Annotated in this window: 22 protein-coding genes, 1 tRNA gene and 1 pseudogene; 4 read left to right on the forward strand and 20 right to left on the reverse strand. The window is 52.8% G+C overall.

What is annotated here, in order from left to right; all coding sequences use genetic code 11:
• Window positions 1–77: 77 nt before the first annotated feature.
• The 9 genes from SOR61_RS04975 to SOR61_RS05010 form a co-directional block, all read right to left on the reverse strand.
• On the reverse strand, window positions 78–1211 hold the full coding sequence (locus tag SOR61_RS04975) for a D-alanyl-D-alanine carboxypeptidase family protein (protein ID WP_320611573.1): 1134 nt from the start codon (window positions 1209–1211) through the stop codon (window positions 78–80).
• A gap of 50 nt (window positions 1212–1261) precedes the next feature.
• Entirely contained in the window at window positions 1262–1666 is a 405-nt protein-coding gene (gene ytfJ, locus SOR61_RS04980) for a GerW family sporulation protein (protein WP_320611574.1), read from the reverse strand.
• Window positions 1641–2336 carry a DUF2953 domain-containing protein gene (locus tag SOR61_RS04985; protein WP_320611575.1) on the reverse strand — a complete coding sequence of 232 codons (696 nt, stop codon included), beginning with the start codon at window positions 2334–2336 and terminating at the stop codon, window positions 1641–1643. The genes ytfJ and SOR61_RS04985 overlap by 26 nt, the downstream gene beginning before the upstream one ends.
• Window positions 2333–2875 carry an SMC-Scp complex subunit ScpB gene (gene scpB, locus SOR61_RS04990; RefSeq protein WP_320611576.1) on the reverse strand — a complete coding sequence of 181 codons (543 nt, stop codon included), beginning with the start codon at window positions 2873–2875 and terminating at the stop codon, window positions 2333–2335. Before scpB ends, SOR61_RS04985 begins: the two co-directional genes overlap by 4 nt.
• Entirely contained in the window at window positions 2856–3656 is an 801-nt protein-coding gene (locus SOR61_RS04995; protein ID WP_320611577.1) for a segregation/condensation protein A, read from the reverse strand. Before SOR61_RS04995 ends, scpB begins: the two co-directional genes overlap by 20 nt.
• Window positions 3657–3661: 5 nt before the next feature.
• Window positions 3662–4351 (reverse strand): site-2 protease family protein, encoded by a 690-nt coding sequence (locus SOR61_RS05000; protein WP_320611578.1) that lies wholly within the window; start codon window positions 4349–4351, stop codon window positions 3662–3664.
• A 136-nt stretch (window positions 4352–4487) separates the two neighbouring features.
• Window positions 4488–4748, reverse strand: coding sequence for a site-2 protease family protein (locus tag SOR61_RS10245; RefSeq protein ID WP_407066508.1), 261 nt, complete (start codon window positions 4746–4748; stop codon window positions 4488–4490).
• Entirely contained in the window at window positions 4684–5022 is a 339-nt protein-coding gene (locus SOR61_RS05005; protein WP_320611579.1) for a site-2 protease family protein, read from the reverse strand. Before SOR61_RS05005 ends, SOR61_RS10245 begins: the two co-directional genes overlap by 65 nt.
• A gap of 19 nt (window positions 5023–5041) precedes the next feature.
• Window positions 5042–5398 carry a hypothetical protein gene (locus tag SOR61_RS05010; protein WP_320611580.1) on the reverse strand — a complete coding sequence of 119 codons (357 nt, stop codon included), beginning with the start codon at window positions 5396–5398 and terminating at the stop codon, window positions 5042–5044.
• Between the two features lie 121 nt (window positions 5399–5519).
• Here SOR61_RS05010 and SOR61_RS05015 point away from each other — a divergent pair.
• Window positions 5520–5596 (forward strand) — tRNA-Pro (locus SOR61_RS05015).
• 67 nt (window positions 5597–5663) lie between these two features.
• Here SOR61_RS05015 and SOR61_RS05020 read toward each other — a convergent pair.
• From SOR61_RS05020 to SOR61_RS05055, 8 genes and pseudogenes are all read right to left on the reverse strand, one after another.
• Window positions 5664–6077, reverse strand: a pseudogene (locus tag SOR61_RS05020) (YjdF family protein).
• On the reverse strand, window positions 6046–6612 hold the full coding sequence (locus tag SOR61_RS05025) for a PadR family transcriptional regulator (protein ID WP_320611581.1): 567 nt from the start codon (window positions 6610–6612) through the stop codon (window positions 6046–6048). The pseudogene SOR61_RS05020 and the gene SOR61_RS05025 overlap by 32 nt, the downstream one beginning before the upstream one ends.
• A 172-nt stretch (window positions 6613–6784) precedes the next feature.
• A complete protein-coding gene (locus SOR61_RS05030) occupies window positions 6785–7276 on the reverse strand; it encodes a GNAT family N-acetyltransferase (protein ID WP_320611582.1) in 492 nt (163 codons plus the stop codon).
• A 79-nt stretch (window positions 7277–7355) separates the two neighbouring features.
• Entirely contained in the window at window positions 7356–7628 is a 273-nt protein-coding gene (locus SOR61_RS05035; RefSeq protein WP_320611583.1) for a hypothetical protein, read from the reverse strand.
• A gap of 64 nt (window positions 7629–7692) precedes the next feature.
• Window positions 7693–8913, reverse strand: a complete 1221-nt coding sequence (locus SOR61_RS05040) for a diaminopropionate ammonia-lyase (RefSeq protein WP_320611584.1) — start codon at window positions 8911–8913, stop codon at window positions 7693–7695.
• A 143-nt stretch (window positions 8914–9056) separates the two neighbouring features.
• Window positions 9057–10478, reverse strand: a complete 1422-nt coding sequence (locus tag SOR61_RS05045; RefSeq protein ID WP_320611585.1) for an alanine/glycine:cation symporter family protein — start codon at window positions 10476–10478, stop codon at window positions 9057–9059.
• A gap of 227 nt (window positions 10479–10705) precedes the next feature.
• Window positions 10706–11854 carry an AI-2E family transporter gene (locus tag SOR61_RS05050; protein ID WP_320611586.1) on the reverse strand — a complete coding sequence of 383 codons (1149 nt, stop codon included), beginning with the start codon at window positions 11852–11854 and terminating at the stop codon, window positions 10706–10708.
• A 457-nt stretch (window positions 11855–12311) separates the two neighbouring features.
• Window positions 12312–12737, reverse strand: a complete 426-nt coding sequence (locus SOR61_RS05055; protein WP_320611587.1) for a hypothetical protein — start codon at window positions 12735–12737, stop codon at window positions 12312–12314.
• A 28-nt stretch (window positions 12738–12765) separates the two neighbouring features.
• On the opposite strand from SOR61_RS05055, the gene SOR61_RS05060 reads away from it, so the two are divergent.
• Window positions 12766–13233: a DUF4368 domain-containing protein gene (locus SOR61_RS05060; protein WP_320611588.1), complete on the forward strand. Its 468-nt coding sequence runs from the start codon at window positions 12766–12768 to the stop codon at window positions 13231–13233.
• A gap of 61 nt (window positions 13234–13294) precedes the next feature.
• Here the strand turns inward: SOR61_RS05060 and SOR61_RS05065 are convergent, their stop codons facing one another.
• Window positions 13295–14254, reverse strand: coding sequence for a C1 family peptidase (locus tag SOR61_RS05065; RefSeq protein ID WP_320611589.1), 960 nt, complete (start codon window positions 14252–14254; stop codon window positions 13295–13297).
• Between the two features lie 261 nt (window positions 14255–14515).
• On the opposite strand from SOR61_RS05065, the gene SOR61_RS05070 reads away from it, so the two are divergent.
• Window positions 14516–15724 (forward strand): IS110 family transposase, encoded by a 1209-nt coding sequence (locus SOR61_RS05070; protein WP_320611590.1) that lies wholly within the window; start codon window positions 14516–14518, stop codon window positions 15722–15724.
• A 210-nt stretch (window positions 15725–15934) separates the two neighbouring features.
• Here SOR61_RS05070 and SOR61_RS05075 read toward each other — a convergent pair whose 3' ends face one another.
• Window positions 15935–16744 carry a hypothetical protein gene (locus SOR61_RS05075; RefSeq protein WP_320611591.1) on the reverse strand — a complete coding sequence of 270 codons (810 nt, stop codon included), beginning with the start codon at window positions 16742–16744 and terminating at the stop codon, window positions 15935–15937.
• Between the two features lie 145 nt (window positions 16745–16889).
• Complete coding sequence (locus tag SOR61_RS05080; RefSeq protein WP_320611592.1) at window positions 16890–17462, reverse strand: hypothetical protein; 573 nt, start codon at window positions 17460–17462, stop codon at window positions 16890–16892.
• 589 nt (window positions 17463–18051) lie between these two features.
• On the opposite strand from SOR61_RS05080, the gene SOR61_RS05085 reads away from it, so the two are divergent.
• Window positions 18052–18616, forward strand: a 565-nt coding sequence (locus SOR61_RS05085; RefSeq protein WP_320611593.1) for a transposase, incomplete at its 3' end; no start/stop codon positions are given.

The following is an 18616-nucleotide window of genomic DNA, read 5'->3' on the forward strand; positions in this document are numbered from 1 at the left end:
TGCTTCTGCTTCCGTATTATACTATACCCACGAAAAAAAAGGAAGGCAAGGGAACCTCCCTTACCTTCTTGTCTGCCTCATGCTTCCTTTTGCCGGTCCCACCACTGCCGGAAGAGTTCCAGGGGAGATCGCCGCAGATCTTCCCCCACCACGTCCCGGTGGGCTGCACCCTCCCACACCAGATAACTCTCTCCCACCAGAGTATTTCCGGAAAAGAAGCGGACCTGACCGGCAATCGCCCCCGCCTTGACCGGAGCCTGCACCTGCTCCGGCAGGTCTACCTCCGCTCTCACTTCTTCCCCTTCCTCCATGGGATAGCGGACCGTCTCCCGCATCACCGCAGGAAGGGTATGGAGAAGGCTTCCCTCCACCGGGACCCGTCCCATCATCTCTCCCTTTTCCCCCAACACGCGCTGGGGATACTGGAGAAACCCATAGTCCAGGAGGGCTGCGTGGTCTGCCCAGTCGTTCCGGTCGTTCAGCGTGACGCACACCAATCGCTGCCCCCCTCTCTCCGCACTGGACACCAGCGTCCGGCCCGCCTGCCGGGTGTAACCAGTCTTCATGCCTGTACAATCCGGATACTGCCACAGTAGCTTGTTGTGATTCACCAGAGACCTTCCCTCCATGGTAATCGTACGGGTAGAAACGATCTCCTGTAATTTTGGATGCTCTAAGCAGGCCGCCGCCAGCCGAGCCATATCCATCGCCGAGGCATAGTGGTTCTCGCTGCTCAGGCCATGGGGATCGGCAAAATGGGTGTGGGTCATCCCCAGGTCCTTGGCCCGCTGGGTCATCCACCCTACAAAAGTCTCCACATCCCCTGCGCAGATCTCCGCCAGGGCCACCGCTGCGTCATTGCCTGAGTGGAGCAGTAACCTGTAGAGAAGGGTCTCCACCGACAGCTGTTCCCCCGCTTTCAGGTAGAGAGAGGTCCCTTCGATCCCCGTCCAGGCGGGCAGCACCGTTACCTGCTGGGATAGATCATCCAAACACTCCACCGTCACCAGCGCCGTCATCAGTTTTGTAATGCTGGCAATGGAGCGGGGCTCTTCCGGGTTGCGGCTGTACAGCACCCTCCCACTGTCCACGTCCATAAGCACCGCGCAGGAGGCAGAAATGTCCGGCGCTGGGGCAGCCGCCCGGGCCTGTCCCCCCAAAACCGGCACAAAACTCAGCGCCATGATCAGCACCACGATGGTTTTTCCCAAAGGATCGCCTCCATCCCAAAAGGTTTTCCCTTTTAGTATGGAGGCTTTCCTTATCCTTTATTCTCGTTCTTTCCCTTTTTCTTCTCCAGCATATCGGAGAGCTTGTTCACCGTGTCGGGGATCAGATCCACCAGACGGTCCAGACTGGTCTCCGCTGTGGTCCCCACAGGCAGCACCCGCACGTTGGAACCATGCACCGACAGGAAACAGATCGGGGTGATCTTCACGCCGGCGCCGCCGCCCCCGCCAAAGGGATTCACCGCAGGGGTCTGGTCACCCTTCCCGGCCATCTCCGAGCCGCCGGTGCCAAACCCGAAGGAGATCTTGGACACCGGGATCAGCAGGATCTCCCCTGCCAGGATCGGCTCTCCCACGACGGTGTTGGCATCCACCGCCTCCTTGATCTTTTCAATGGTGGCAGCCATAAGGTCATTCACAGGATGTTTCTTTTCCATTGTGCAGCGCTCCTTTCTGTTGCTCTTTTCCAGCTGTTTTTGCCGGATGATTTTTCTTTCGATGGGTCCACAAAATTTTTCCTCCCCGCCAGGCCAGAGGCAGGGCGATCTTCAACAGCTGGCCGACCGTCAGGGACAGCTTTCCCCGCACATACAGCAGAGGTTCCTCCCTCTGGTAATCCAGATGAAGGGCAATGTCCCAATGCTTGACCACAAAGTTCGCTTCCAAAAAGGACAGAAGGGTCTCCGTGGCAGCCCAGGCCCAGCCGTAATGGATGGCGGCGTCTGCCGGGTCCTCCTCTCCCCAGGTCAGGTCCATGACAAGCGCATCCACACGGACCTTTCTCCGGAAGCTCCCCACTGCCTCTCCAATGGCAGGCAGAAGGTCCCAGACCAGAGACAAGGTCCCCCCCAGGGAAGCGGGCTTTTTTTCCTTTTCCGTTTCTTTTTCAGGTTCTTTTGCCGCCTTCTTCCGGGCTTTCTCCTCTTTCTTTGCCGCTTTTCGGGCGGCTTTTTCCCGGTCGGCTGGATAAAGCCGCAACGCCTTCGGTCCTATGAAAGCTGTAAGCCAGGGGCCGGTTTCATCGTACCCCGCCTCCGCTCCGATCCGCAGGAACGCGACCAGCAGAATGAGCGCCAGCAGGATCAAAAGCAGGATCCAACCTGTCATGGCATCGCCTCCTCCCTTTCTCCATCCCTCCGCTCCTGCAACGGCGGCAGCGCATCCAGCGACGCCAGGCCGAAACTACGGAGGAACCCTGTAGTGGTCCGATACAGCAGCGGACGGCCCGGTGCATCCAGATGGCCGCAGGACGCAATGAGATCTCGGTCCAGCAGCAGGGACAGGGAATGGCTGCTGTCCACCCCCCGCATCTGGTCAATGGCCGCCCGGGTGACCGGCTGATAGTAGGCCACCAGCGCCAGGGTCTCCATGGCCGCCGGGGACAGCTTGTCCGCCTGTTTCCCCGCCAGCAGCCGCCGAATGGCAGGCCCCCACGGAGGGGCCGACACCAGCTGCCACTGGTCCTCCAGCGCCGTCAGGCGGATGCCAGCCTGACGCGCCTCATAGAAGGCCGCTAGGCTTTGGCAGGCCCGGGCAATTTCCGCCGGGGACACCCCCAGGGCTTCGCTCAAACGCACCTGGGAAACCGGCTCCCCCAGGGCAAAGAGAATGGCTTCCACCCCTCGTTCAATCTCTCGTTGTTCCATATGCATCCTCTTGCCAGGTGCCCTCCGGAGACAGAGAGAGCACCACCGCTTCTTCCGGTCCCGACAGCTGGATCTTTCCCCGGCGGCACAGCTCAAGCACCGCCAGAAACACCGCCGTTGCCTCAGACAAACTGCGGCTCCGGGACAACAGAGCATCCAGAGACAATGCGCCCCTTTCCTCCAGCTGCTCCAACAGCTGCTCGGTTTTTCGTTCTACTTCATAGGGCTTCTTTGGAATCCCCGGAGGGACCCATGTCTTATCCGGGGGCGCTGCGTTCTCCCTGCGCCGGTGCCAGGACTCCATGGTCTGCTGCAAGTCCCCGGGGGTATAGGAATAGTGATACACCCGCCGTGCATAGCGGGCTTCCGGTTTTTTCGGGAATCGTTCCCGCCCGGAGAGGTATCCATCCTGGAGGGCCGGGAGCACCGACTGCACCCGCAGGCAGGCCTCCCGGTACTGCTGCTGCTCCAAGGAAGCCATCAGTTCTTCCATCTCTGTTTTGGCCTCCGGGTCCTTCTCCGAAAGCAGCATCCTGGTTTTGAGCAGCATCAGGTGGGAGGCCATGGTGATGAACTCCCCTGCCACGGCAAGGTCCAGCGTCCGCCGGGCGGCGACCCAGGCCAGATACTGGTCCAGAATATCGGACAGCGGAATATCCCGGATCTCCAGGCGGTTTCGTCGGAGCAGATGAAGGATCAGATCCAGTGGGCCGGTAAAATCTCCCGGCACCTCTTCCCGCGCTTTCACGATCCCCTTGATATAGTAGACCGGCCGTTCCATCTGCCTTACACCAGAAGGGACAGGACCCCGTGGTAGACAAACTCGGTCCGGGTGAGCATGAAGTTGACCATCCAGCTTCGGGCAGTCCCCAGGAAAGGATCCAGCCACCCGAACCAGAGAAGGGCCATAAGAAAAATCATGCCATACCGCTCCAGCTGCATCCAGCGGATGTAAGATCGGTCGGGCAGGAACATGGCCACCACCTTGGAACCGTCCAGCGGCGGGAATGGGATCAGGTTAAAGATCCCCAGACCGATGTTCATCATGACCATAAGATAAAAGAATTGCAGCGCCGTCACTAAGCCCGCAGTTTCTCCCCGGACCACCAGAGCAGCATAGACGCCGTTCATGGCAGCCGCAGAGAGAAAGGCCAGAACAAAGTTAGAGACCGGACCGGCCAAAGCCGTAAGCGCCATACCCTGCTTGGGATTTCTGAAATAGCGCGGGTCCACCGGGACCGGCTTGGCCCAGCCAAACCCCACGGCCACCATCATAATCAGGCCAAATACGTCCAAATGACGCAGTGGGTTCAGGGACAAACGATGGGACAGCTTTGCTGTGGGGTCTCCCAGATAGTACGCCGCCAGTCCATGGCACACCTCGTGCACCACAAGGCAGAGCAGGATCGCAACGATCCGCAAAACCATGGTACTCAGACCGAACCAGTCGATCCCATGGACAAATTGAGAAAACACGCTGTGGGGATCCCTCCTTTCTCCAGTATGCCTGTATTCTTCCTGATTAACACGGATCCCTTCCCTACCCAGGGAAGTTGGACACAATTATAACAAAAAAGTGCCCCTCTGGCAAGCAGAGGGCACTTTCTCCCCTTCAATATCCCCCATGGGTCCTTTTTCTCCGGCACAAAAGCCAGGCTGCACACAGCAGCAGCGAGAAATTCCCGCTGACAGACAGCACCCACACCCCCGCAGCAGCCAACACTCCCCCCAGGCCCCAGGTGGCCCCGTTCAGCACCCGCTCCCCCACATCCGGCCCCACCACCAAAGAGACCAGCGCCCGGAGGATCCTACCTCCGTCCAGGGGCCCGGCAGGAAGAAGATTGAATACCCCCCCCGGTGAGCAAGTAGGCATCCACACCGCCAAACTGGCGGCCCCAGAAAGCGGCCACGCCCGCCAAAAGAAAGCTGGCTGCAGGTCCCGCCGCCGTTAGGCATTCCTCTTCATAGGAAAACAACCGGTCACGGCTGGGATGGATCACCGCCCCAACGCCGGTCAGCTGGATCGACCGCACCCGGCCGCCCAACAGACGAACCGCCGCCATGTGCCCCAGCTCATGCACCAGGCAAGAAACCTCAAACCAAAACAACAGCCGAAGGGACGCCGCCAGCAGCAGCGTCCCCAACACCAGCCAAAAATCACCTGTGCTATGTACTTTGTTCCGCGCCGTCCTCACCTGACCCTTCTTCTGCTTCCTCCGGAGCCCGCTCTCCATCCTCATCCTGAGAAAACATCCCCTGCCAGAATCCCTGGAAGGTCTCTGCCGCAGGCTCTCCCCTGGAGATGGCTTCCCCCATCTGCGCAAACACCGCCTGAAAATCCGTATCTGACTGCACCAGGTCCCTGACCGCAGAGGACAGACGGGAAACCGGTCCCAGGTCCACGCCCCGGCCCAGAAAGACCACCCCAAAAAGCAGCAGGCAGACCACCAGTTGACGCAGCCGGCGGCGCTCTCCCGGCGATAACGGTTCCTTCTTTCGGTTTCGCTTGTTTGCCGTGGCCATGGTATCCCTCCTTTCCTGTTTGTCCTATCTCTATGCCTGGGCTCCGCAGAATATGAGGGAAGAAATTCTCCCCTTTCCCCTTGACATTCCCTGCTTCCTTGCATATAATAGTGTAGCCTATCGGGGTGTGGCGAAGCTTGGTATCGCGCTTGGTTCGGGTCCAAGAGGCCTGGGGTTCAAATCCCCACACTCCGACCAAAAAGAGGGTTTTTCCGTCTTTTAAAAGACGGAAAAACCCTCTTTTCTTTTTCCCCGGCACAAAAGATCAATGCCCCCGATGCTTTTCTCGTTTTTTCTGTTGGCGCAGCGCAAATTGCCGTTCCTTTTCCGCCTCCCTTTGTTCACGGCTTATGGTTTTTCGTTCCAATCGATTCTGTTCTCTCTGTAGTTGCAGCGCTTGCTGCGCCTTTGTGCCGATCCCGGTGTGATCCAGTTGGCTTCGGATCTCCCGCTATATCCGTTTTGGATTGCACCTTCTCTGCTCCAGACGCTCCGCGGGAAGGGGCGGGCTGAACTTCAGTTTACTCCAGTTTTTCAGCAGGAATGCCCACACCTCATAGTCCTTTGGCTCAGCCCCAAAGAGGATTTTACAGACCTCATACCGATCTCCGTCCACGCGCTCATAGATCCCAACCCAAAAGGGTGATTCAAAGCAAATCGTCAGCGTGCTCTGCGTCATGATCCTCCCCTCTCTCTTGGGCAAACTGCGCAGAAAAGGTATCCAGCCACGCCAGCAGTGCTTCATAGAGCCGGCGCTGCTGGTCAAAAATGGTACGGCCCACCAGGGGAATGTCTGCATATTCCCGTGCATATCCCTCGGTTTCTTCCGCCGATGTCTCAATGCTCCGCCGGAGTTTCTCCACAAGCGCTTGCGCGCAGGACGGCTCCATTTTACTGAGATTCGTAATCACCACGTTAAAGTCAAAGGTAAGCGGGACATACTGCCCAGCAACGGTATGCATCAGCGTCTCGAAATAGGCTCTCCCAGCGTCGGTCACGGAATAAATCGCCTTTTCTGCAAATCGCTCCCCCTTCACTAAGGTACTCGCCAGATATCCTTTCTCTTTGAGTTGATGTACTTTCTTATAAACGGACGGAATACTGATCTTCGTCCAGCGGGAAAAATGATGGGATTCGATATCTTTTTGAATATCATAGGCACTTTGGGGCTTTTCCAGCACAATTCCCAAAATTACCAAGTCGATGGAAGACAAGCACCATCCCTCCTTTGCTATAATATATAATACTATAAGTTATAGTATTGTGCAAGAAGAAATTCCGATACAAAAAGAGGACCGGTTGTCTGAGACATCCGGTCCTCTTTTTCACAACACCCATAAAAAGCAAAGAGGACAGAAAGCCCTGCTCTCTGTCCTGTTCCCTTCTTCACGCCAGCGGCAAATCCTTGCGCATATAGATCGTGCTGTCCAAGGGGCTGTTATTATAGCTGGGGATCTCATAAAAGCCCAGCTCCTGATACAGACGGATGGCTCCCTTCAAAAAGGGGAAGGTATCCAGCAGCATCGCCTGGTAACCCTCCTCCTGGGCATCTGCCAGGAGCATGGTCACCAGTCGGCGGGCGATCCCTTTCCCCCGGAAGGCAGGCCGGATATACAGCCGCTTCATCTCACACTTGGTCTCGTCCAGCCGCTTCATGGCAATGCACCCGGCCGGCGCACCGTCCACCCGGACCAGATACAGCCGTCCGCCGGGCTGTCCGTATTTCTCAGCCAGGTTATTGAGCTCTGCGTCGTATCGCTGGAGCTTCAGATACCCCGCAAAATCAGGATCATTCTCCACCACCATATCTGTATACTCTGTAAACAGTTCTCGAATGGCCTCCTGCTCCTGGTAGGCCGGTTTGATGGTTATCTCCACGTTGCTTCGCTTCCTCCGGTGTTCTTTCGGCAACAGTCCCCCTGCCAACGGCAGGGGGACTGTCTTTTTTCTTTCTTACTCAGGCTTCCGGTCCTTCTTCGGGTTCTTCCGTCAGATCCATAAAATCAATTTCCGGTTCGCCTTCCTCCTGCTCTGTGGTCGGAACCGTATGAACGATGTTGTCCATATCGCCGGAGAAGAACATGACGTCCTCCCGGGCTTCCAGCTGGTCCGAAATCTCCTTCAGAGCTTCTTCGATCTCTTTCCGATGCTTATAGGCCGCAATGCCGCCCAAAGCTGCGGTCACTGCGCCAAAGAAAAGCATTCCGCCAAATCCATACTTTTTTGCCATAGTGGTTCCTCCTATTCTTTCCATCAGGGAAATGAGGTTTCTCTTATACGATACCACGTTTCTGTCATTTGTCAACGAGGGGCTTGTCTTTTCCCACGATCTCCTGGTAGGAGGCCGGGTCCGTGTCCCCTTCGGTGCTGAACAGCAGCACCACTGACTGCCGGTCCAGCCCCATGGCTGTCCGCAGGTCGCGACAGTCCTCCCGGGTCATGATCCGCCCCAGCAGGCCGGCGGTCACGCCGCCGCTCTCTCCGGAAACCACCACAGGGTCTCCCTCCAGAGGTAGGCCAAGCAGCCGCATCCCCTCCCTGCTCACGTCATCCGGGCAGGCGGTATACCACCGGGCAAAATCACGCAGCACCGGCCAGGTGATCCCACAGGGCTCCCCGCAATTGAGCCCCGCCATGATAGTAGAGCCGGTCTCTTCCACGGGGTGCGGCTGGCCGTCGCCCATCCGGGCGGACTGATAGATGCAGGGGATGACCTCCGGCTCTACCACCACGAAAACCGGCGGATCTTCCCGGTAACGGTGGAGCAAGTACCCCAATACGCCGCCGGCCATGGCCCCTACTCCGGCCTGCAAAAACACATGGGTGGGCCGCTGGTACCCCTGGGCCTCCAGCTGTTCCGCCGCCTCCCGGGCCATGGTGGTATACCCCTGTACGATCCACCGGGGAATGTCTTCATACCCCGGCCAGCTGGTATCCTGTACCAGTGTCCAGCCCTTTTCCTCTGCCATCTGCGCCGCATAGCGGACCGTATCATCATAGGACAGCTCCAGGATCTTCGCCTCCACCGCCCCAGCGTCCGCAATGGCCTTGGCCCGGGCAGGAACCGAGCCCACCGGGAGATAGACATGGGCCTCGCACCCCAGCTGGGCCGCTGCCCAGGCAACCCCCTTCCCGTGGTTGCCATCAGTCGCAGTGACGAACACCATATGGGAGAGTTTCTCCCGATAGAGATCGCTGCAAAGGGCAGAGAATGACACCTCCTCCAGCCCCAGTTCCTGACAAATGGCCCGGGTCAGCGCATAAATTCCCCCTAAACCCTTAAAGGCATTCAGCCCAAAACGGGGGGACTCGTCCTTGACCAGAAGGCCCCGCAGGCCCCACGCCTCTGCCCGATGGCGCAGGCTGGCCAGCGGCGTCTCCTGATAGGCATCCAGGGTATGATGGAACCGCCAGGCCGGTTCCGTGGCCTCCCGGGTCAAAAAGTCAGGACCCTGTTCCGGCTGGGGGCCTTCCCTTTCTATGCCCCGGAATCCGCCCACCTTCCATTCTTTCATGTTGGCTCCCTCCGTTTCATTGTTCTTTCTCCCATCCTACCACAAGGCGCACCAAAGAAACAGAAGAATTTTTCTCCCGCATAAAAATTCCCCTGCGGCAGAAAAACCTGCCGCAGGGGTCATACACTGCGTTGGACAATCGATTAGTTCCAGAAATCCGTTTCGGACTTGAGCTGAATGGACGCAGCCTTGAACTCGGGGTTTTTCCCTTCCTTCCGCTGTGCCATGTAGTCCTTCAGGGCAGCCATGGCGGGACGGCCCAGAATCAGGATCACGGGAACGTTGATCACTACCATCAGACCCTGGAAGAGGTCAGCGGTATCCCAGGCCAGATTCATGCTGATCATGGCACCCAGCAGGATGATCACAGCCGCAATGATGCGGAACACGGTCATGAAGGCGTGGCTGGGGGTACGCTTAAAGATGAAGCGCAGGCAGCCTTCGCAGTAGAAATAGTTGCCGATCAGGGTGGTGAAGGCAAAGAGCGCCATGGAAACCGCAATGAAAATGGGGCCGAAGTTGCCCAGCGCGCTCTGCAGGGAAGCCTGAACATAAGGAGCGCCAGCCAGTTCCTTGGTGGGGACCACGCCGGAGCACAGGCACATGAGGGCGGTGGCAGAGCAGATGAGCAGGGTGTCGATGAAGACGGACAGCATCTGGACCAGGCCCTGCTTAACCGGGTGGGAAACGTCTGCGGTGGCAGCGGCGTTGGGGGCGGAACCCATACCGGCTTCGTTGGAGTACAGACCACGCTTGACGCCTTCCATCAGGCAGGAACCGGCAAAACCGCCGAAGATGGCCTTGAAGTCAAAGGCGCTGGCAAAAATGTTGCCAAAGACGGAGGGGACCAGCTTGATGTTCATAATGACCACCACCAGGGCCACCAGAACATACAGAACGCCCATGATGGGAACCAGGAAGCCGGTGATCTTGGTCAGACGGGTGGCGCCGCCCAGCACGCAGGCAGCAAACAGCACGGCCAGGATCACGCCGATCACAGCGGGAGTCTTGCCGGCGTCATAGAAGCTGAACCCGGCAAAAGCAGACTGCAGGTTGTAGGAGGCCAGCATATTGTAGCCCACCGCATAGGTCAGGATGATGATGATCGCAAAGATCACGCCCAGCCAGCGCTGACGCAGACCGCTCTCCATATAGTAGGAGGGACCGCCGTAGCTGGAGCCATCCTTGTTGCGGCGCTTGTAGATCTGTGCCAGGGTGGACTCCACGAAAGCGGAGGCGCCGCCCAGCAGAGCGGTGACCCACATCCAGAACACAGCGCCGTAGCCACCCATGCAGATGGCCGTGGAGACGCCAACAATGTTGCCGGTGCCCACGCGGGAAGCCGTAGACACCATCAGTGCGCCAAAGGAAGAAATGCTCCCCTTGGTTTTGGGTTTCTCAGAAACCACACGGAACGATTCACCCAGAAGCCGCAGCTGAACGAATTTACTCCGGAACGTAAAGACCAGACCGGAGGCCAGCAGGAGCAACGGGACCCAGGGCATATACAATACGCCGCTGATCGCAGTGACCACAGAGTCAATGCTGTCAAGAATAGGGTTCATAACAATCACTCTCTCTTTTCTGTTTTTTGGGGCGATGCTACAACGTTCCTATTCTATTGTAGAATTTACAAAATTGCAATACTTTGTTTTATTTTCCTTAATATTCCTTGTATAAATACACAAAAATCCCCAAGTCAAAAACATCTGTTTTTGTATCAAAGCCATTTTGTATAAAATGGAATCCGCCTGCGGATCTTTGGGAAAAGAACCAACAGGCGGAGTTTTCCTTATTTTCCCTGTTCTTTTTTCTGCAGTCGGTTCCGTACTCCCTGTTTTCCCAGGCTGTAGAGCACCGAGCAGATCGGAACGCTGAGGATCATGCCCAATAAGCCAAAGGCATTGCCGCCCAGGGTCACCGCAACCAGCACCCAGATCCCCGGCAGGCCCACGGATTTTCCCACCACTTTGGGATAAATCAGGTTTCCTTCCAGCTGCTGCAGCACCACAATGAAGATCAGGAACCAAAAGGCCTGGATGGGATTGATGAGCAAAATGAGGAAGGCGCCAATGGCCGCCCCGATGAACGCACCGAAAATGGGGATGAGCGCCGTAAAGCCCACCAAAACCGCGATAACCGAAGCATAGGGCATCCGGAACAGGACCATGCCCACAAAGCAGAGAGAACCCAGGATCACCGCTTCTGTCAGCTGTCCTGCCACAAAGTGGGAAAAGGTCTTGTTGGTCAGGTTGGCAACGTCCATGAACCAGTTGGCCCGCTTCTCCGAAAAGAGCGCCCGCAGGACCTGCTGCGCCTGCTTTGCCAGAGTTTCCTTCTGTGCCAGAACGTACAGAGAAAACACAAACGCCAGCACCAGCGTGACCCCCATGGAGAACAGGGACGTTGTGATCCCTATGGTGGTATTCAAAAATTCCTCCCCATGGTTGGTGAAGAAGTTCTCCAGAGAGTTGCGGATCGCCTCAGGGTCCATCTGCAGCTCCGGCACCATGATGGAGTGCTGCGCCAGAAAGGCCGAGATCTCCTGCCACCACTGGTTCAGCTGACTGACGTAGAGAGGCAGCATGGAGGCGAAGTTGGCAACGCTCTCCTGCAGAGAGGGACCCACAATGAAGATCAGCGCGAAAAACGCCAGGATCACAATGACGGTGCTGAGCAAAAGGCACACCAGCCGCTTAAACTTTTCCTGGGTGGGGCCGTAGCGCTTCCCCCACACCCGCTTCCACAACCGCTCAAGGGGACGAAGGATCACGTTGATAAAAAACGCAATACACCCACCCAGCAGAAACGGCAGCAGCGCAGAGAGAATGCCGGAAAATACCTTCCGTGCATAGTCCGGGTGACTCAGCGCCCAATATAATAATAATGTAAACGTGATCAGCAGCAGCAGCCGTTTCATGGTCTGCTTATTCAAATACATCGTGTCTCTTCGCCCTCCTTATTTTAAATAATGGAACAGGTCGTGCCGTCCAGGACCTCCGTCCTGAAAAAAAGATCCCACACAACACTTCCGTCGAAAAGAGACCGGGGCAATTGTGTGGGATCGGACCATCTGTCTCTGCACGTCATTTTTGATACAATCTGATATTTGCACCAGCGCAACACGGTAGAAAACATAAAGGCAAAACTACGATACAATTGAAAAGCTAAACTACTTATTCTTGTTCTTGCCACTACTGTAACCCACAGTTTTTACGGGGTGATGATCTACTTTGCTAAGCCGATAAAGAAAGGCAAATAAAGACGGTCTCAGAATAGGGGGCTGCCGGAGATAAAACTGTGGTTGTCAAACCAATTCGGTGCTCCCTTAAAGGGGCGGAGATAGGCCCTTATAGGGTCTGTTCAAACCACCCGTTGAACGGTTGGTTTTGATTATTTTATAAATAATCTTCCTGCTTCAACAGTTCACGAAAATAGATAGCATATTTCTGTAACGCTTTTTCTGCTGGACCTTTACGTTCCTTTTCGATGGACATTGTTGTGCTGATTTTCCAAGCGCCAAAGAAAATGCTGTGTGAAGGAATAGACGTTGTAAACCATTCCTTTGCACCATCGGGTGTTTGGCACACACTGAGAATTATCTTATTTTTTCTACTGAATAAACTACCTGCTGAACGAGGATAAACAATCACCATAAACCGTTGAGTTGCTGGTAGCATGATATACTCCTCGATAGATGCTGGCGTAGGATGACCAACAACGAACGCATTGTAGGTTTCTTTATCCCATTTTTCTCCCATGAACATTTCCAGTTCCTTTAGCGTAAAGGAACAATTTGGTAGAATGACTTGTCTTCCAATCATATTGAGGTTCCCTCCTGTTACAATAAGTTTGTCTGGGAAGGCTGGCGCGCACCAGCCGGACTTATCTATATCTTACATAAGCTATAATTATGTCTCTACAGCCAATACAACACTGGTGCATGACCACGAAAACAACTCCCTGGCAAGGGATCGTAAAACTCTCTCCAAAGCCGACCAGCGGATCAGCGAACTTGACACGATCATTTCCCATCTGTATGAGGATAATGTTGTCGGCAAGCTGACGGATGAACGCTTTATCAAGCTGTCCCATGACTATGAACAGGAGCAGCGCAATTTGAAGAACATGGCGGAGGTTTTGCGCCAAGACCTTAAACAGCAGGACAAGCAGCAAACCGATGCCAAGGCGTTTATATCCGTGGCTAAGAAGTACACAGACATGAAGGAGCTTGCCGCCACCATTCTCCAAGAGTTCATTGACCACATTGAGGGTTCCCATGCAGATAGAAAATCCAATACGCGGGAGATCACCATATAGGTTCCAATTGATTTATGGATTTTATTGAAACCATACATTCTCTTCCTTTTTTAGATACGCCCTAGCGACCCAAACCGAATTGATCTGTGTCGATCCATTCCATGGAGAGAATGGACCAAAAATCTTCTGCCAATCCGTTCAAAACATAGTCATAGGGAATCCAGCCATAGCCGTTCTCCCCCCAAGAGCGCCCCCAAGAATTTCGAATCATCAACGCTCCTTGCGTTTTTTGGTTACAACGAGTGTTGACGATGATCTTGTTATCATCGTATCCTACTGCCATTACTGCATGTCCCCATTCTGCCTGTTCGTTTTTGCCAGGATAAGGGATGCAGCCAAGAGAGTCTGAGTCTTCAAAAGAAGGAAATCCGAAAAAGCCAAACATGGAAGGAATTCCTGCGGCCAAATAGATTTTCACAGTTTTTAAAACATCGTTCTTTGCGGTCTTCTTGCCCAATGGGTCATGACAAAAGTAGTTGATAGCTGAGTAGTGGTTAGCAAGGGAGTAAAGAAAACTGTCAGGCTCACGGTCCCAATCGGGATTTACTGTTTCCCCATCAAGAGTATATGGAAAATACTTTTCGTCAGGAACTCCGAACAACACAAGTGCCCCCATGGTCGAACGAAGCCACGCTCCCGAGTCTCCAGACGAGAGCATGAGCTTTCTCGTCGTTTTATATACGAACAATCTTGAGCCTTCGATATGAATTCCGTAGGCTCTCCTTTGGAAATACTCAACCATTCCTACTGCAGAGTTTGCAGTGCAGGAACCTAGGCTAAGTTGATCTTCTACCGGAGAACACCACTCTCTTAAATCGACACTAGACGGGATCTCTGTCTCTGAGTCTTTTTTCATGACACCAAGTTTCTTCGTCAATTCTGAAATAACAGGGTGTTCATCGGAATAGTCTCTCATATCTGGGAGTGGGGGCAGCCAACCTGTAGTAAGAGGCTTGCCTGCTTTTTCACCCTGTAAAAACAACCTTTTCCTGTAGATACCATAAGAAGGATACATCATCATAATACACTCACTATTACAATAAATTTGGGCAGCCAGTCCGGCTTTCTTTCCATCTCGTGCCTAAGCTACAATAAGGGGAGCAACTGGCTGACCATTAACTCCTTGGGCTGCTATGTCCGTCGGAAAGACTGTCAGCCATCCTCTTGTTGCAGCGTTCGATTTGAGCAGGTTGAGCCATCGAGTTCGCGTCACCCAATAGATTGAATCGGCAACGAGAAAAAGATGGATTCCGGTTGCAGATTTCGTATTGGAGGTAGATACATGAACTCTGTTGGCATCGACATTTCCAAAGGCAGAAGTACGGTTGCTGTCATGCGTCCCTTTGGAGAGGTCGTCATCTCACCATTTGAAGTGCGTCACACCGACAGTGAACTGAGCGAGCTGGCAAGGCGTCTCAAAAGCCTGGACGGTGAGACTCGTGTGGTCATGGAGGCCACAGGGAATTACCATGCGCCGGTGGCTTGGCTGCTCCACGATGCGGGGCTGTATGTCTCCGTCGTCAACGCAAAGCTGGTGCATGGCTACGGGAACAACGATTTGAGGCATGTCAAGACCGACAGGAAGGACGCCGTAAAGCTGGCGAACTATGGCCTTGACCGCTGGCTTACTTTGCCGAGGTATGTTCCGGAGGAAGACACTCGGCTGCTACTAAAGAGCTGCTACCGCCAGTACCGACAGTATTCCAAGGTACAAACTGTTCTGAAAAACAACTTGATCTCTTTGCTGGATACCACTTTTCCGAACGCGAATCGTTTATTCAATAGTCCTGTCCGTGCAGATGGAAGCGAGAAGTGGGTAGACTTCGTGGCGGAGTTCTGGCACTGCGGGTGCGTTTGTGAACGCTCTGAAAAGGCGTTCCTAAACAAATATCAGCGATGGTGCAGAAAGAACGGTTACAACTTCAGTGAGGAAAAGGCTCTTTACATTTACTCTGAGGCCGGTGGACACATCGGCGTTATGCCGAAGTCTGAAACCACTAAGCTGCTTGTTGAGCAGGCTGTATCTCAGCTCAGAGCAACCTCCGCTGCGCTGGCCACACTTAGGCAGGAAATGCAATCCCTGGCGTCCCAGCTTCCGGAGTATCCTGTTGTCATGGAGATGTTCGGAGTTGGTCCGGCTCTCGGCCCGCAGCTCATGGCTGAGATTGGTGATGTGCGCCGTTTTTACTCTAAGAAAGCCCTCGTGGCCTACGCCGGTATTGACGCCCCGCCGAATGATTCAGGGGATGTAACAGGCAGACGCAAGAACATGAGTAAGGTTGGGGCATCCTCGCTGCGCCGGACGCTTTTCCTTGTCATGAGCGTCTATTTGCAAACCGCGCCCCTTGATGAACCTGTCTACCAGTTTATGGACAGGAAACGAGCCGAGGGGAAGCCTTACCGCGTCTACATGATGGCATCCGCTAACAAGTTTCTGCGGATCTACTACGCTACTGTGAAAACCTACTTGGATACACTGGAGCAGATTTAACCTTGTTACATACCCGTTGGCTGGCTGCCATTTCAATTTCGAGATGCGAAGCGGCCTGGTTTAGTGTGCTCTTTTTTTGCTATCTTGCGAAATTCAAATTTCCATCTTGACAAAACTTAGCAGGTCTCTCACGGATTATTTATCGAACACGGAAAAATTGCTTTTTTGCGATGTCCCATACATATCTTTGGCATGTATGGGATACTGTGATTACTGATAGAAAGAAAGTGTGCCGTAGTATTTAGATACTGTAGAATCATCTTTGACATACTTAGCGACATCTTTAGGACCATATCGCAGCAAAAAATAATCCAGATCATGTAGCTTTTTGTAGATATCATTTACAATTTCCATCCTATGGGTTTCTTTTGCCTGTTCCGTCTGATCCATGAGATACTGAAGTTCAGATTTAAGATCTTCGTTTTGAACGAATGATTTCATTTCTGACAACAGGTCAATAAATCCGTCTGCATCATAGAGATTCGTTGCAACAACGGGCGTTCCATACTTGGCATAGAATTCTTCTAGGGAGAGCTTTTCTCGTTCACATACAGCATCAATATCGATACTATCGTCAACTGCCCAACCAATTTGAATTTCTCCGGTCTGATGGAAATAATTCCAGTATAAATTGTTGGGATCTGACAGTTTCTCGAAAAGATTTTCATCCATATATTTTTGTTCCAACCACAAATTTGCAGCCTTAATTACCTCGGTCAGGTTTTCTACTTGCTGTTGAGACATTCCTTCGGTTGCTTGTTGGCGTGCTGCAAGAACGTCCTCTTCTGTTGGCACATAATTTTCCGCATACTCTATATCTGAGTCTGATCCCTCTGAAATATTTTCATTCGAAACAATGGGTAACTCAGAATTATCAGAATTAGAACATGTCGCATTTTCTTTTTTACTGGTGATATGGATTGCTAAACCCACACAAACAGCCAAGAGAAAAATGAATATGCACACAGAGAGCCAGCTTTTAGAAATATGGAAGGGAAACTGCATTTTGTGATTGGACATCTTTTTCTCCTCCAAATAGTTACGAATCTTTTTTATGGATAATCTGCTTCACAGGCTAAAAAAGATACTTCAGGATTCCAAATCAAATACCACGGCACAACTTCACTTTATTTCTAACATCTCTTTGATGTTACAGAAAATCGCATTACCAGGTGCCGTACATAGAAATCGAACTGGGAGTAGAACCCACATTGAGGCCGATATCAACAAAACCGTGCTCATAACCGCTCCCAGTGACCGCAACCCACTGTCCATCAGAACTACGCTTGACGTAGTTAATCAGCTTCCAATCCGGATGAGAATCTCCCATTGCGTCTGTGCGACAAGCAACTTCCATACCGGAGGCAACAGTACCCCAAGAAGAACCAGATGCAGTATAGATCTCTTCATTCCGGCGGAACTTGAACGTATAGTATTTCGTTCCGCTAATAGTTACCGTACCATACGGGTAATCAATGCAAGAGGACAGGGCTTTCATCGCCTCAGCATTGGAGGAGAAAAGATCATTTCCATTTGCATCCGTTGCATAATAGAATCCCTGAACAATCCGCCCAGAACTGTTTCGGAAATAGACCTCAAAACCGTCCTCCGTATCGCCATAGATAAAAACTTCACGATTATTAATGGTACCAATCTGATTGCCCTTATCAACACTGGGCCACCCGCTAAAAATGGGCAGATTCTTACCACTCTTATTAATAGCCATATAGTAAGCCATAAATTTATCCTCCTTATTTTTGAACTACATTCCTCTAATTCTAATTGCGGTTGATGCCATGAGACCTGCATCATACTTATTGGAAATAACTAATAGCAATCCAAATACAAACTCCAGCAGCTAACTTTTTTTCTGTATCTGGTAATATGCTGATTCATAACAAGTCACCCCCTTTCTTATTACATAAGGAGGAGACTAGCTGCAAATATGTAAATCCTGGGAGTTATTTTTTATAAAATCAATTCTTCCTCTGGTACTCCTGACCTTTAAAAACAGGCTAAATATTAAAAGCAAAGCAATCTATTATTTATTAAACAAATGGCATGAGAAAATGCAACAGTAATTAATTATATTGAAGTTTAATAATTTATGGTGATTCAAAAATTTTCTATTGTCACTTGAAAAACTTTTGAAGCAAACGGCTTGATTCTGATTAGATGGTAATATGCATTCGAGAAATGCCCTGAACTGTTAAGCTGAACCGATATATTAAATAGAGCATCCTGAATAATAGAAAAAGTCTTGTGGTGCAATAGGTGCAAGGAAAACAGCAAAAATCAGGAAAAACCCTTGCACTTGGAGGGCTTCTATGTATCGTTACAGCAATGGGCAGATCAGTCTGGCAGATTTCAAGCAGCCAGTCGGCATGAATCTGAAAGAGAGCAACTGGTGGGTGAAAAAAGCACAGATAATCCCCTGGCTGGAGATTGAGAAGCGGTGCGCCGCTCTGTTTACCAACCGCAAGGGCAACGTAGCCAAGCCGCTGCGGCTGGCCCTGGGCGCTAGTATCACCCAGGCGGAGTATGGTTTCTCGGATGAGGAAACTGCCCTTATGATTCAGGAGAACCCCTATCTGCAGTATTTCTGCGGGTATCCCGGCTATGATGATGAAAAGCTGCCCTTTGCCCCATCTTTGATGGTGTACTTCCGTAAGCGGCTGACACCGGAAGTGCTGGGTGAGATCAATGAGATGATCGTGCGGGACGCGAAGGAACGTCAGGCAAAATATTCCAATTCCAAGGATGACGATGATGACTCTGGCAACCATCCAGGAGCTGGCGGAAACAGCGGTGCTATGATTGTGGACGCCACCTGCGCACCGTCCAATATCCGTTATCCACCCGCTGCGCCATGTGGCCGGCGTCCAGTAGAAC

The sequence above is a fragment of the Evtepia sp. genome (assembly GCF_034090835.1).
Lineage (GTDB): Bacteria > Bacillota > Clostridia > Oscillospirales > Oscillospiraceae > Evtepia.

What these genes read in the sequence shown, in the direction of transcription:
- SOR61_RS05070 (WP_320611590.1), top strand. Translation starts at nt 14,516, where the DNA reads ATGAACTCTGTTGGCATCGACATTTCCAAAGGCAGAAGTACGGTTGCT.
- SOR61_RS04995 (WP_320611577.1), bottom strand. Translation starts at nt 3,656, where the DNA reads ATGGAACGGCCGGTCTACTATATCAAGGGGATCGTGAAAGCGCGGGAA.
- SOR61_RS05035 (WP_320611583.1), bottom strand. Translation starts at nt 7,628, where the DNA reads ATGGCAAAAAAGTATGGATTTGGCGGAATGCTTTTCTTTGGCGCAGTG.
- SOR61_RS10245 (WP_407066508.1), bottom strand. Translation starts at nt 4,748, where the DNA reads ATGCCTACTTGCTCACCGGGGGGGGTATTCAATCTTCTTCCTGCCGGG.
- SOR61_RS04985 (WP_320611575.1), bottom strand. Translation starts at nt 2,336, where the DNA reads ATGACAGGTTGGATCCTGCTTTTGATCCTGCTGGCGCTCATTCTGCTG.
- SOR61_RS05010 (WP_320611580.1), bottom strand. Translation starts at nt 5,398, where the DNA reads ATGGCCACGGCAAACAAGCGAAACCGAAAGAAGGAACCGTTATCGCCG.
- SOR61_RS05050 (WP_320611586.1), bottom strand. Translation starts at nt 11,854, where the DNA reads ATGTATTTGAATAAGCAGACCATGAAACGGCTGCTGCTGCTGATCACG.
- SOR61_RS05055 (WP_320611587.1), bottom strand. Translation starts at nt 12,737, where the DNA reads ATGATTGGAAGACAAGTCATTCTACCAAATTGTTCCTTTACGCTAAAG.
- SOR61_RS05080 (WP_320611592.1), bottom strand. Translation starts at nt 17,462, where the DNA reads ATGGCTTACTATATGGCTATTAATAAGAGTGGTAAGAATCTGCCCATT.
- ytfJ (WP_320611574.1), bottom strand. Translation starts at nt 1,666, where the DNA reads ATGGAAAAGAAACATCCTGTGAATGACCTTATGGCTGCCACCATTGAA.
- SOR61_RS05065 (WP_320611589.1), bottom strand. Translation starts at nt 14,254, where the DNA reads ATGATGATGTATCCTTCTTATGGTATCTACAGGAAAAGGTTGTTTTTA.
- SOR61_RS05045 (WP_320611585.1), bottom strand. Translation starts at nt 10,478, where the DNA reads ATGAACCCTATTCTTGACAGCATTGACTCTGTGGTCACTGCGATCAGC.
- SOR61_RS05040 (WP_320611584.1), bottom strand. Translation starts at nt 8,913, where the DNA reads ATGAAAGAATGGAAGGTGGGCGGATTCCGGGGCATAGAAAGGGAAGGC.
- scpB (WP_320611576.1), bottom strand. Translation starts at nt 2,875, where the DNA reads ATGGAACAACGAGAGATTGAACGAGGGGTGGAAGCCATTCTCTTTGCC.
- SOR61_RS05075 (WP_320611591.1), bottom strand. Translation starts at nt 16,744, where the DNA reads ATGTCCAATCACAAAATGCAGTTTCCCTTCCATATTTCTAAAAGCTGG.